Annotated in this window: 15 protein-coding genes; 8 read left to right on the top strand and 7 right to left on the bottom strand. The window is 51.0% G+C overall.

Going from position 1 to position 11,598, the window contains the following annotated elements; all coding sequences use genetic code 11:
- Positions 1-23 precede the first annotated feature (23 nt).
- The 4 genes from KHS78_RS08835 to KHS78_RS08820 form a co-directional block, all read right to left on the bottom strand.
- Positions 24-344: a GYD domain-containing protein gene (locus tag KHS78_RS08835; RefSeq protein WP_211827401.1), complete on the bottom strand. Its 321-nt coding sequence runs from the start codon at positions 342-344 to the stop codon at positions 24-26.
- Between the two features lie 366 nt (positions 345-710).
- Positions 711-836 carry a type IV pilus modification PilV family protein gene (locus tag KHS78_RS08830; RefSeq protein WP_211827399.1) on the bottom strand — a complete coding sequence of 42 codons (126 nt, stop codon included), beginning with the start codon at positions 834-836 and terminating at the stop codon, positions 711-713.
- 20 nt (positions 837-856) lie between these two features.
- Positions 857-1,282, bottom strand: a complete 426-nt coding sequence (locus KHS78_RS08825) for a GspH/FimT family pseudopilin (protein WP_211827397.1) — start codon at positions 1,280-1,282, stop codon at positions 857-859.
- A gap of 392 nt (positions 1,283-1,674) precedes the next feature.
- On the bottom strand, positions 1,675-2,052 hold the full coding sequence (locus KHS78_RS08820; protein WP_211827395.1) for a hypothetical protein: 378 nt from the start codon (positions 2,050-2,052) through the stop codon (positions 1,675-1,677).
- Between the two features lie 504 nt (positions 2,053-2,556).
- Here KHS78_RS08820 and rpmB point away from each other — a divergent pair.
- The 3 genes from rpmB to trhP all read left to right on the top strand — a co-directional run bounded on the left by rpmB (position 2,557) and on the right by trhP (position 4,487).
- On the top strand, positions 2,557-2,793 hold the full coding sequence (rpmB, locus tag KHS78_RS08815) for a 50S ribosomal protein L28 (RefSeq protein WP_211827392.1): 237 nt from the start codon (positions 2,557-2,559) through the stop codon (positions 2,791-2,793).
- 25 nt (positions 2,794-2,818) lie between these two features.
- A complete protein-coding gene (rpmG, locus tag KHS78_RS08810; protein WP_211827389.1) occupies positions 2,819-2,986 on the top strand; it encodes a 50S ribosomal protein L33 in 168 nt (55 codons plus the stop codon).
- 151 nt (positions 2,987-3,137) lie between these two features.
- Positions 3,138-4,487 carry a prephenate-dependent tRNA uridine(34) hydroxylase TrhP gene (gene trhP / locus KHS78_RS08805; protein WP_211827387.1) on the top strand — a complete coding sequence of 450 codons (1,350 nt, stop codon included), beginning with the start codon at positions 3,138-3,140 and terminating at the stop codon, positions 4,485-4,487.
- A gap of 111 nt (positions 4,488-4,598) precedes the next feature.
- On the opposite strand, the gene KHS78_RS08800 is transcribed toward trhP, so the two are convergent.
- A complete protein-coding gene (locus KHS78_RS08800) occupies positions 4,599-5,018 on the bottom strand; it encodes an H-NS histone family protein (RefSeq protein WP_211827385.1) in 420 nt (139 codons plus the stop codon).
- A 381-nt stretch (positions 5,019-5,399) separates the two neighbouring features.
- Positions 5,400-5,591 (bottom strand): hypothetical protein, encoded by a 192-nt coding sequence (locus KHS78_RS08795; RefSeq protein ID WP_211827383.1) that lies wholly within the window; start codon positions 5,589-5,591, stop codon positions 5,400-5,402.
- Positions 5,592-6,336: 745 nt separating this feature from the next.
- On the opposite strand from KHS78_RS08795, the gene KHS78_RS08790 reads away from it, so the two are divergent.
- The 5 genes from KHS78_RS08790 to KHS78_RS08770 are packed head-to-tail and all read left to right on the top strand — an operon-like array spanning position 6,337 to position 10,841.
- Positions 6,337-6,936 carry a DedA family protein gene (locus tag KHS78_RS08790; RefSeq protein ID WP_211827381.1) on the top strand — a complete coding sequence of 200 codons (600 nt, stop codon included), beginning with the start codon at positions 6,337-6,339 and terminating at the stop codon, positions 6,934-6,936.
- Positions 6,914-8,059, top strand: coding sequence for an ATP-grasp domain-containing protein (locus KHS78_RS08785; protein WP_211827379.1), 1,146 nt, complete (start codon positions 6,914-6,916; stop codon positions 8,057-8,059). Before KHS78_RS08790 ends, KHS78_RS08785 begins: the two co-directional genes overlap by 23 nt.
- Before the next feature lie 27 nt (positions 8,060-8,086).
- Positions 8,087-8,542: a YHS domain-containing (seleno)protein gene (locus KHS78_RS08780; protein ID WP_211827377.1), complete on the top strand. Its 456-nt coding sequence runs from the start codon at positions 8,087-8,089 to the stop codon at positions 8,540-8,542.
- Positions 8,543-8,558: 16 nt separating this feature from the next.
- The gene (locus KHS78_RS08775) at positions 8,559-9,035 is read left to right on the top strand and encodes a DoxX family protein (protein ID WP_211827375.1); all 477 of its coding nucleotides are present in this window, start codon (positions 8,559-8,561) and stop codon (positions 9,033-9,035) included.
- A 33-nt stretch (positions 9,036-9,068) separates the two neighbouring features.
- Positions 9,069-10,841, top strand: coding sequence for a bifunctional lysophospholipid acyltransferase family protein/GNAT family N-acetyltransferase (locus KHS78_RS08770; protein WP_211827373.1), 1,773 nt, complete (start codon positions 9,069-9,071; stop codon positions 10,839-10,841).
- Between the two features lie 20 nt (positions 10,842-10,861).
- Here KHS78_RS08770 and KHS78_RS08765 read toward each other — a convergent pair whose 3' ends face one another.
- On the bottom strand, positions 10,862-11,380 hold the full coding sequence (locus KHS78_RS08765) for a DinB family protein (RefSeq protein WP_211827371.1): 519 nt from the start codon (positions 11,378-11,380) through the stop codon (positions 10,862-10,864).
- Positions 11,381-11,598: the final 218 nt, after the last annotated feature.

The following is an 11,598-nucleotide window of genomic DNA, read 5'->3' as shown; positions in this document are numbered from 1 at the left end:
CCATGCCTTGGTCAGGACAGCCTTTACTGGCCTGGAGCTATATAAACGGGGCTTTTTTTCGCCGCCTCATCCAGTTCCTCAGGTGAAAGTAATACCGTTGTCTTGCTCTCACACATGCCTGTAGCGTTAACTGATAAAACGGCAGCGGTTAGGGATGTGTTGTCCGGGAATTCACCAATGACAAACAAATCAGTAGCGCCAAATGAATAGTAGAAGGATTCGATTTTACCTGACAGCGACTCTATAAGGTTTTCAACAGCCGCTTTCCGTTTTGATCCACCGTCTTTCAGCAGGCCTTTTACACCCTCACCGACATAATTAGCTTGAATGAGGTATTTGGGCATGACCATACCCTCCTGTTGCCTATTTGATTGTGAGTTGTCTACTTATTGATGCACCGACAAGGAATAGTGAACCTTTAGTCAGGGGCGACTATCCAGTCAAGGCCATCGGGGATTGCATCTTTTTTTTGGGAAAAAACAATAAAAATTAATGTGCTTTTAGGAATCCAGATACGAATGCTGGAGATGTACCCACTATTACTTGGCATTATGATGACCTGTTCCGAGTGACGCGCACTGTCGGGAGTCTGGTCAAAAGTGGGTTCAGTTCCAGTTGCCTGTTCGGGTGCCGTTGCGGTCAGTCTGACGCAAGCCGTGATGGCTGCACTGCCGGGACAGGCGCCGGCCGTTGCAATGTAGAAGCCATTCTCACTGGCTTGCTGGGCGGCTAGTTGATGCGCTGAGTTGCAGGGAGACCAAACCCACAATCCCGAAAGCCGTGATCAGGACGGTGATCAATACTTCAGCCAGGGTAATGCCTTGTTGCCGTTTCATTGGTCACCCCAGACTCACCGCTACAAAACCTGGCCGGCCAGACTGACACTGACTTGCCGGGCTTCACCGTCGGATGTAATGGTGAAGGTTTCACCGTTGAGGGTGGAGCCGTCGGGCAGGAAGAAGATGAACTGGGTAGCGGCATTATTGGTAGCCAGCTGGGTGTTGTTGTCAGGCGCAAACTGTTTCAGCGCCTGTCCACCTGACAGAACCGCCCAGTCATTGTTCCAGTCGTTGTCGACCCGAGCGACAGATATCAGTGCATTACGCTTGATGGCTTCACTGCGGGCATACTGCAATGAATGCTGGAGCGCTGTGGAATGCGTGCGTACCCGGTTTTCCGCCATAAAATCCTGAAAGCTGGGAATACCGATACCCAGCAGGATGCCTGCGATTGCCGGGGTGATCATCAGTTCAACGAGGGTGAAGCCTTTATTGTGTGACATAGCGGCATTTTTATTATTCTTGTGTTGTACTATCGTGCAAGCTTAATCGGTTTTGGTTTCAGAGTATTGGCTGGAATGTCATGGGTTTCCGGTATTGAGGGTCAATCAAGGGCTGGTGTTTAAGCCAGGTATGCGTCGACATTGTTCCTCAGACCTTTGGTTTAGCGCGTGTTCGTCCATTATCAATGGGCGTTTACGATCAAGGGTATCTGTCTTTGTGCAGGGAGCATTCCGGCTCCCCTGTGGTTCACTGGATTACTGGGATGAATCAATAAATAGCGAGTACTGAAAGCCACTTACAGAAAGGCTTCATGTAGAGACATCTCTACAGAGATTCTCAAAAATACCTGCTGTGTCAGATTCACAACGTTTCAGTAATGGTCAGTCATGGGTTATTGGGTTTGGTGGGTTGCGGCTGTGACAGGCTCGCTTTCTATTTTAATGGCGGGCGGTTTGCCATCGAAGACAGGATCACCTTGTCCCCTGGCTTTGCAATAGGAAGACATGGTGTCCTGGGTGACAAATTTACCGTCATTGTCCCAGATGTGCGTATTCACACCACAATTTGAGCGCTGCTGATAAGTACAATGCCAGCCTGATCCTGGCGCGGAAGCCCAGATGGAATTCTCTGATGCGCCTGGTTGGGAACAGCAGAGATGATGGGAAGGCCAGTCATCGGCACTGCCGCAGTTGGCATTCATATAAGCGGAGACACCGGTAGACGCACCGGCGACTAGTACAGACAAGCCAAACAGTCGGTAAAACTTCATGCTGGAAACCTCTCTGCATCTACGGTTGAATGATGCAGGGGCAGTATAGATAGGAAATTTGCAGTGCGAGTGGGAGCTGCCAATCCGGCAGCATGGCAAGGTGATGAGTCCTTATTTGCCTTGTCATTGACGTTTACCTGGCTCTCAGCAGTATCAGAATACTGTTCACAGGCTTAAGATGACTGGAATGCCGTATTGTCATTACCCTGAGAGTCCATTAAAGTTCACCGCCAAAATGGGTGGCCTATTGCTGCCGTAACCCACTGCCTGAAACCCGAAACAGCGGGCGTTTTGTTCACGTTGTTCATCGTTCAGCGTTTGTGCAAGAAGTAATCAATTATTGCCAGCAGGATTACTTTCTGGTATAAAGCCCGGTCTTTGAGTACCGGCTCTCGGCTGAACGCATTTGGGCGGGCCGGCTACTGCCTGACCGGGTAGTTCCGGTATGTATGAATAAAGAATCCAGCTTTCGGGTTGGGTAAACGCTTAGAGAGAGGCTCAAATATGTCCAGAGTTTGCCAGGTTACCGGCAAGCGTCCCGCTGTCGGTAACAACGTATCACACGCTAACAACAAGACTCGTCGTCGTTTTCTGCCGAACCTGCACCATCACCGTTTCTGGGTTGAGTCCGAGAAGCGTTTTGTGAGACTGCGTGTTTCTGCCAAAGGCATGCGCATCATCGACAAGAAGGGTATCGATACCGTTCTGGCTGAGCTCCGCGCCCGCGGCGAGCGTTTCTAAGGTTCGATAACAGAGGATTACGACGATGGCTAAGGCTGTTCGCGAGAAAGTCAAACTGGTATCCACTGCCGGTACCGGTTACTTCTACACCACCACCAAGAACAAGCGTAACACCCCGGACAAGTTCGTCTTCAAGAAGTACGATCCCAAAGTCCGCAAGCACGTTGAGTTCAAGGAAGCCAAGATCAAGTAAGATCGGCTTTCCGCAGCCCTGTTATCGGGGACTGTGGTGGACGTGTTAAAGAAACCCGCACTTTGCGGGTTTTTTTATAGCTGTAAGTGACTATTTTCTGAACAATTATAAAGCGTCTACAATGCGCCTTCGCCTGAGTCAGTGAGATGTTATGAGCAAACCGGAACTCCTGTCGCCCGCCGGCACCCTGAGAAACATGCGTTATGCCTTCGCCTACGGTGCGGATGCGGTCTATGCCGGCCAGCCCCGCTACAGCCTGCGAGTGCGCAATAACGACTTCAAGTTGGAAAACCTCGAAAACGGCATCAATGAAGCGCATGCCCAGGGCAAGCAGTTCTACCTGGCGAGTAACATTGCGCCCCATAACGCGAAGGTGAAAACCTATCTGCGGGATATGGAGCCGGTCATTGCCATGAAGCCTGATGCCCTGATCATGTCTGATCCCGGTCTGATCATGATGGTGCGTGACCGTTGGCCCGATATGCCGGTGCATATGTCGGTACAGGCAAACGTTGTTAACTTTTCCACGGTGAAGTTCTGGGCCCGTCAGGGCGTGAGCCGGATTATTCTCTCCCGCGAGCTGTCGCTGGATGAGATCGCAGAGATCCGTGAAGAATGCCCGGATACGGAGCTGGAAGTGTTTGTGCACGGTTCGCTCTGCATTGCTTATTCCGGTCGTTGCCTGCTGTCAGGGTATATCAATCACCGTGATCCGAACCAGGGCACCTGCACCAATGCCTGCCGCTGGAAGTACCAGGCCCATGAGGCCACGGAAACGGCCAGTGGTGATGTCATCGCGACCACCTTTGATCCCGCAGAGGTTGCGAATGAACCGACGCTGGGCAGTGGTGAGCCAACGGATAAGATGTATCTGCTGCAGGAAGAGAACCGCCCAGGTCAATACATGCCCGCTTATGAAGATGAGCATGGCACTTACATCATGAATTCCCGTGATCTCCGTGCGATTCAGCATGTCCATCGTCTGCATGGTATGGGGGTTCATTCATTGAAGATCGAGGGGCGGACCAAGTCCCACTACTATGTGGCGCGTACTGCCCAGGTGTATCGTCAGGCCATTGATGACGCAGCCGCTGGCAAATCATTCGATATGTCACTGATGGATACGCTGGAGAATCTGGCCAGCCGTGGGTATACCGAAGGCTTCTACCGTCGCCATGTCCATGACGAATACCAGAATTACGAGCAGGGTGCTTCCAAAGGGAGCCTGCAACAGTTTGTGGGCGAGATTCTGGATGCCGGCACGGAATTCATCACCATAGACGTCAAAAACCGGTTTGAGCAGGGGGATACGCTGGAGCTGCTGACGCCTTCCGGTAACCATACGTTCCGCCTGGATCATATGGAAAACCAGCGTGGAGAGAAAGTCGCTGTGGCACCGGGTTCCGGGCACAAGGTCCGACTGCCGATACCTGAAGGCATGAAAGTTGATGAGTTCTCATTGCTGGTGAGGAATCTGCCTCAGGCAGAGGCTCCTGCATGATTGCAGGCTAGCCATAGTTCAGACAATAAAAAGGGAGGCTTGGCCTCCCTTTTCTTTTCGATTTATTGCCGATAGTCGGATTAGCCGATTATCGGATCAAATCTGAGCAGCTCAGTCTTCGATAACGCAATCAAGGCGCTTCTTGCCGGTGCGATCCAGGTAAGTCTGGAAATCTTTTGGCAGACGACCGGTGGTGGAACCGTGCCAGGTTACAGTGTCGCCACTGTTGGTTTCATACTGGAAAGTGAACTTCTGAACATTGCGACGCTTTTTGGGCGCAGCTTCTTCGGAAGGATCCAGGTCGTCCAGGGACAGACCGCGCTCCTCGAGCAGGCGACGCACTTCATCAATGTTTTCCTGCTTGGCCTGACGTTTGGCTTCATCAGCGGCTACAGCGTCTTTCTTTTCGGCCAGGATGCCTTCAAGACGGCTGATGATGCGCTCGATATCCTCAACATGGACATCTTTGAACAGGGCGCGGATACGAGTCTTGCTTGCCAGACGATGTTGAATTTCGTCAAAAATATTCATTTAAATTAACCCCTAGGTTGCATGCGGAACGATTTTAAGTGAATAAAAAGCAATCAGCAATATTTAACGTTGATAATGCCTCGTGAAATTAACGGGCAGGTCTTAATTATTAACGCGATTTCGCTTTATTAATACCTGAAATGGCTTGTTGTTTCCAGAAGAATTCTATTTTGTCTTTCAACGGGAAAAGACCGTACTGTTTGGATATAAGCGTTGGGTTAACAGAAAATGGCGATACTTCTGGTGTAAGGGGCGGCTTGTTTGATTTGAGAATCACAAGGAAATGAGGGGCCGTATCAATTAGCGTTGAGGTTGCCCGCTGGTTTCGGCCTGTTATGGTTTTGCACCATCAACAGGCCGGTATTCCTATTATGCTGACAATCAGTGCAGCCTTATCTCTTCAGCGGCTGGTACAGTTTGTTGTAATTCCATATATGGAATCAGGTCTTTTTGCTGGTACTCACGGATTTCTCCCCAGGCCATTTCGACCCGAATCCAGCCGTTACTGAGGTATTCCTTGATGCATCCTTCCTCGTACGTAATACGATCCTTGACGCGTGTAACGTGTTCCATTGTGCGCTCCTTCCCTAAGTCATGCACTGCTTTTCTACGGTTACCATAGTGAGTCGTCCGGTGCCTGTGATGGCTGTGAGTGCGTGACGCAGGCACAAATCCCTGTGATTGCTCAGACTCTCTTCTCCTGATCATGCAGGTTATATACCACCTTAAACAGTTGGCCTGCAGGAATGAGGACTTGTTTCTGTGATGGCCGGGCGTATCGACGCCCTTGTACCACAGACTGCAGCCATTGTTGTGAGTCTGGCCGAACGTTCAGAAACAGTGTAGAAGAAATTCTGTTAAGTTACGTTGACAGTCTTGTTTCATTTTATCGTTACCTTGATTGTTTAAAGCGATGATGCATCACAATCAAAAACGCGGCGATGAGATTATGCATCAATGCCCTGTAAGGACGGGGCTGACCGGCAGGCGCTTTACTCCAATAAACTGCTTTGTTTATATAGATGAATGCATTTTAGAAACGTGGTGGATGGGGTTCTCCCGTTGAGAGACGAGGTATTCTCACTTGGCATAGCATCCATTTGATAGATTGTGATTCAGCAGGTTTGAGTGTCCGAGAGGATACGCTGTAGTGAAGCATGATGATCGAATGGATACTGATTAAGTCAGAAACCGTTGAATCTGATCGTTGGCTGAATGCGTAATAACAAGAAAACAGGGGCCCGCTGTTGAGGATGTTGTGAGGTGGTCCCGATTGCCTGGAAGAGTGCCTTCACAGGCGACACAGGAAGCGAAACCGATGATGGACCCGCTGATGCTATTGCTCTCCGATCATCCGCTAGGGGTGCTGGTCTCGATCGTCATTGCTACCTACATCCTGGAAGATGCCGCCATTGTGGGAGCGGCTGTGCTCGCAGCCGAAGGGGTGGTCGCCCCGTTTAGCGCGTTTGCCGCACTGTTTTTAGGGATTTTCACCGGGGATTTATGGCTCTATGGGATGGGAAGCCTGATCCGGCGCTTTCGTCGGTTTCAGCGGCTGACAGCGAAACCCGCGTTGGAAAGAGCAAGGGGCTGGTTAGCGCGCAATATGGTGATGACGGTTTTCCTGGTCAGGCTGATACCGGGCATGCGGTTACCCTGCTACCTGGCCTGCGGGTTGTTTGCCCTGTCACTGCGACTCTTTTTCGGTACCGTCTTAGTGGCGTCGTTACTGTGGACCGGAGCACTGTTTAGCGGGCTGTATCTGCTGGGCGAGCACTTCTGGATGACGTTGGGTGAATGGAAGTGGTTGCTGCTTCCGGGGGTAGTTGTGCTGTTTTACCTGGGGCATGGATGGATCAGTCGGTCACTGGGCCGTTATATGGATATTCAGAACAATGACAGAGAATACGTTAATTGAGCAGGCCGTTTTACCGACATTTTCAGACAAACAAGCCCATGTTGGCATGCCGCCGCTGACACGGACCCGGCGAGCCATTGCTTTTTTTGAGTTCTGGCCGACGCCTTTGGTCTATTTCCCTGTGGCAATTCTTTGGCTGTTTCGGGCGATTCAGCATCGCAGCCTGACACTTCCCCTGTGTGCGAATCCCGGGTTTTACCTGGGCGGGATGGTCGGGGAGTCCAAAGCGGCGAATTTCGGCCGTGCCGGTGAGTATGCCCGTCAACATATTGCTGACTGGTGTCGGGTGCAGAATGACAAAGCCCAGGCAGAAAAAACACTGAATACGGCATTAGAGGCCATTACGGCGTCAGACCTGCATTTTCCCTTGATTGCGAAGCCGGATATGGGCTGTCGTGGGCAAGGCGTCCGTATTGTGCGTGATGCGGTTGAAGTGGCTGCCTATCTACAGGATTTTCCGGATGGTGGCCATATCCTGTTTCAACAACTCGTTCCTTATGAGGCGGAAGCCGGCATTTTTTATATCCGGATCCCGGGCGCGGATAAAGGACAGCTATTTTCCATCACCCTGAAATACCAGCCTTACGTCTACGGCAATGGTATCGATACCTTGAGAACCCTGATTCAAGAGGATCCAAGGGCCGGGCAGTTGACGCATTTGTATTTCAAGCGCCATGAAGCATTTCTGGATCAGGTGATTCCAGAAGGGCAGCCGTTTCGGCTGGCCTTTGCCGGCAGCCATAGCCGGGGTGCGATCTTCCGGGATGGGCGCCCTCTTATAACGGAGGCGTTGACGACAGCTTTGGACCAGATTTGTCAGGATATTGATGGGTTTTACTACGGGCGCTTTGATGTGCGCTTTCGGGATACCCATTCCCTGCAAGAAGGAAAGGATTTCACTATTCTGGAAATTAATGGCGTCAGCAGTGAAGCGGCGCATATCTGGGATGCCGATTCTTCCCTGCGAGAGGTGTATAAGACCCTGTTCCATCAGTACAACACGTTGTTTCGTATTGGAGCCATCAATCGACGCAGGGGAGCCAGGTCGGATGGACTTCTGGCTCTTATAAAGGGTTGGCAGAGGGAAAAACGGCTTGGACGATCCTATCCGGATACCGAATAAGACGCGTCATGGAATGAGGACATAAAAATGCAACGAATCCTGTTTAATCTGGCTGTGGTGATGCCTTTGTTGCTATGGGGGGCTGGTATTGCTTCAGCAGACACTATCTATACCGGTTACTTCAGTAACAAGGCGGTGGGTGGTTACGACACCGTCGCTTATTTTACCGAGGGGAGGCCCGTCGAAGGCAGCAGTAATTTCAAGCATCGCTGGCAGGGCGCAGACTGGTATTTCAGTAGTGCTGAGAACCTGAAAACGTTCAAGGAATTGCCGGAACGCTATGCGCCACAATACGGCGGACACTGTGCCTGGGCGGTCGCGGCAAGGAACGATCTTTATAAAGGTGACCCCGAATACTGGAAAATTGTGGATGGAAAGCTTTATCTTAATTATGACAAGTCAGTGCAGGATCGCTGGTTGAAGGATATTCCCGGGTTCATTACCCAGGGCGATAAGCACTGGCCGGCATTGAACAATAACTAAACGCCAGGGAGGCACCATGTCCCGGAAGATAACGTGGATCCTGTCCGCCTATATTGCATTCATCTTTATCCAGTCGCTGTTTTTCAAGTTTTCGGGTGCACCTGAAACCCGGTTCATTTTCGGGACACTGGGCGAATGGTCAGGGTTTGACTGGTTTGGGCAGTATGGCGCCTATGGTGTGGGAATTGCGGAGCTGATTGCCGCAATCCTGTTGTTTACACCGTTACGGTTATATGGCGCAGCCATGGCATCGTGCATTATGATTGGCGCGATCTTTTTTCACCTGTTTACCCCGCTGGGTATTTTTATGCCTGAGTTTAATGAGGCGGGTGAAATCATCGGTGATGATGGCGGACTACTGTTTGTTAATGCCTGTATTGTATGCGCCAGTGCTATCGCGGTTACGGTGATGGATCTGATTCAGACCAATCATCTGCTTAAGCGCGTGTTTGCAAGGCGTAGCATTTTCCGGGAAGACGATATTCCGGACTGAATAAGAACATAAAAAAACTGTCAGGAAGACGCCATGCTTGCGATGTCGCCATTTCGGCTGCCGGTACCCTCCCGGCTGAAATTCCTGCAACCGTTACTGGAACGACTGCTGGGGCTCAGCTACCTGGATCGTCTTTACCGGCAGCGGGTGCATACAGAAACGCCCAAGGATTTTGTCCGGGTTGTCTTGAGATTGCTTGGGCTTCGCTATACCTCCACCCGTGACATTGTCGACAGTGTGCCTGCTGAGGGGCCGCTGGTAGTGGTGGCCAATCATCCTTTTGGGGGCGCTGAAGGACTGGCCATCATTGATTTGCTGCTTAAAGTTCGACCGGACACGCGGGTATTGGCGAATCAGGTATTGAATGGCATCCCTGAACTGCGTGAGCTTTTTATTGGTGTGGATATCCTGGGAACACAGAATCGTCGCCGAGCTAATCGTGAGGCGATTGAACGTGCCCGTGAATGGGTTCAGGGTGGCGGTGTTCTGCTGGTTTTTCCGGCGGGTGAAGTCGCTAGCTGGAACTGGAAGAAACGCAGGGTAACAGAGGCGCCATGGCGAACCACGGCCGCTACCATTATCCGGGAAACTGGTGCCAGCGTCTTGCCGGTTTTTGTTGCAGGAAACAATAGTCGCCTGTTTCATCTGCTGGGTATTGTGCATCCGGCCTTGCGGACGCTGCGTCTGGTCAGAGAGCTGATTAACAAACGTGGACAGGTTATTCAGCTGTCGCCCGGCAAGTTGATTACACCATCTGACCGGCGACAGCTGGATAACGACAAGGCGCTGACCAACTTTCTCCGACTCAATACCTTGCTGTTGCGAGAGCATGCTTCGGATTCAGAAAACCATGCTGCCGTGACACAGACGAGAACGCTTCAGCCCTTGATCGAGCCGGTTTCTCAGGTGCTGCTAGCGGAAGATATCAGTCAGCTGGCAGTCGATCGACGGCTTCTGGCGAAGGGGGAAATGGAAGTCTGGTGTGCGTCAGCCGCAGAATTACCCCATGTCTTGAAGGAAATCGGCCGCTTGCGTGAGCTGACGTTCAGAACCGTCGGTGAAGGCACCGGGTATGAAGTGGATGTTGATCAATACGACCGTGACTACCAGCACCTGTTTTTATGGCATAAAACCCGACAGGAAATCGTGGGCGCCTATCGTCTCGGACTGGTGGATCGCCTTTACGAACAGCAGGGGCTGGAAGGCATCTATTCCCGCAGTCTGTTTCAATACGACGCTACATTTCTGAAAAAGCTGGGCGGCTGCCTTGAAATGGGGCGTTCGTTTGTGCGCCCTGAATACCAGAAAAGTATCACCGCACTCATGTTTCTGTGGAAGGGGATTGGTGCATTCATTGTCAAACATCCCCAATACCGGATTCTGTTTGGTCCGGTCAGTATCAGTAATGATTACAGCGAGCTATCCCGCCAGCTGATGGCAAGCTGCCTGCAGGCCAATAATTACGATAAGACACTGGCAGACCTGGTGCGCCCCACCTCACCGCTGGCGGATGAACCGACAGCGTTGTGGGATCCGGATCACCTGGAAGGGTTGAGTCATGTTGAAGGGCTGTCGTTATTGATACAAACCATCGAGAAAGATAAAGGCGTTCCCATACTCATCAAACACTACCTGAAACTTCAGGGTGAATTTGCCGGCTTCAATGTGGACAAGAACTTCAATAATGCCCTGGATGGTTTAATCGTTGTTGACCTGAAAAAAGTCGATGATCGAATGCTGGGGAAGTATCTGGGCAATGAAGGGATGGCGTTGTTTCGAAACCGGCATGGTTATGTGACGGCCTAGAGACCGCCACAGCCGTAATATCAAAGCGTCTGGCGATGGCGTAATGTTGCCGGTGCCATGCCCAGTGAGAATTGAACCGGAATATCCAGATAGTTCAATAGGATAGAGATCAGGGCATTGTGATGAATGGTATGACTCTGTAAGAACAGCAGTTCACGAATGACCGTGGTGGTGGTCATCACCGGATCTTCCTTGTCATCGTCCGAGGCAAACGCGGTGATTGACATAATATGGCATTCACAACCTTTCTCCTCTAACCGCTTCAGTCGGTGCACAATCCCATCAATACGCGTGATCGCGAGTTCTCGAATGGTTTCCAGTGACGGATCTCTCGGGCGCTGATCATAATTGACCTCTTGTTCACCGAGGCTGATGAAAAAACGCTCATAATGTTCAAGAACATGGCGGACGTGTTGCCCGATGGTACTGTTCGTAATATCAGCTCTGTGGGTGAAGGTATCGTCGCCAATCGCCTGAAGTTGTGTACGTAAATCCCTGAGGCATCGCATGTTCGCCTCTACAGTCCTTTGTAACGGCATACTGATTTTCCTGTTGGTTCAACTAAGTCGCCTTAGATAGCTTAGTCATTGTTACGCATTTTGAAAGCACTTGTGAATCCTTATCTGACACTATACGCAAACGGCATGATTGTGGATGTATTGACGTACCAGATAAGAACCGGAACAAGGCATGATGAGCGCGACGGTATTTGTACGTATGTGTCAGAATGGGGCAGCCTGTTACGGTACCCGCACGA

Source organism: Kistimonas asteriae, assembly GCF_018263925.1.
Classification (GTDB): domain Bacteria; phylum Pseudomonadota; class Gammaproteobacteria; order Pseudomonadales; family Endozoicomonadaceae; genus Kistimonas; species Kistimonas asteriae.
The sequence above is the reverse complement of the archived record's forward strand: the minus strand, read 5'-3'. Positions and strand labels throughout refer to the sequence as shown.

Coding starts and splice junctions, on each gene's coding strand:
- KHS78_RS08835 (WP_211827401.1), bottom strand. CDS start 344: ATGCCCAAATACCTCATTCAAGCTAATTATGTCGGTGAGGGTGTAAAA.
- KHS78_RS08830 (WP_211827399.1), bottom strand. CDS start 836: ATGAAACGGCAACAAGGCATTACCCTGGCTGAAGTATTGATCACCGTC.
- KHS78_RS08825 (WP_211827397.1), bottom strand. CDS start 1,282: ATGTCACACAATAAAGGCTTCACCCTCGTTGAACTGATGATCACCCCG.
- KHS78_RS08820 (WP_211827395.1), bottom strand. CDS start 2,052: ATGAAGTTTTACCGACTGTTTGGCTTGTCTGTACTAGTCGCCGGTGCG.
- rpmB (WP_211827392.1), top strand. CDS start 2,557: ATGTCCAGAGTTTGCCAGGTTACCGGCAAGCGTCCCGCTGTCGGTAAC.
- rpmG (WP_211827389.1), top strand. CDS start 2,819: ATGGCTAAGGCTGTTCGCGAGAAAGTCAAACTGGTATCCACTGCCGGT.
- trhP (WP_211827387.1), top strand. CDS start 3,138: ATGAGCAAACCGGAACTCCTGTCGCCCGCCGGCACCCTGAGAAACATG.
- KHS78_RS08800 (WP_211827385.1), bottom strand. CDS start 5,018: ATGAATATTTTTGACGAAATTCAACATCGTCTGGCAAGCAAGACTCGT.
- KHS78_RS08795 (WP_211827383.1), bottom strand. CDS start 5,591: ATGGAACACGTTACACGCGTCAAGGATCGTATTACGTACGAGGAAGGA.
- KHS78_RS08790 (WP_211827381.1), top strand. CDS start 6,337: ATGATGGACCCGCTGATGCTATTGCTCTCCGATCATCCGCTAGGGGTG.
- KHS78_RS08785 (WP_211827379.1), top strand. CDS start 6,914: ATGACAGAGAATACGTTAATTGAGCAGGCCGTTTTACCGACATTTTCA.
- KHS78_RS08780 (WP_211827377.1), top strand. CDS start 8,087: ATGCAACGAATCCTGTTTAATCTGGCTGTGGTGATGCCTTTGTTGCTA.
- KHS78_RS08775 (WP_211827375.1), top strand. CDS start 8,559: ATGTCCCGGAAGATAACGTGGATCCTGTCCGCCTATATTGCATTCATC.
- KHS78_RS08770 (WP_211827373.1), top strand. CDS start 9,069: ATGCTTGCGATGTCGCCATTTCGGCTGCCGGTACCCTCCCGGCTGAAA.
- KHS78_RS08765 (WP_211827371.1), bottom strand. CDS start 11,380: ATGCCGTTACAAAGGACTGTAGAGGCGAACATGCGATGCCTCAGGGAT.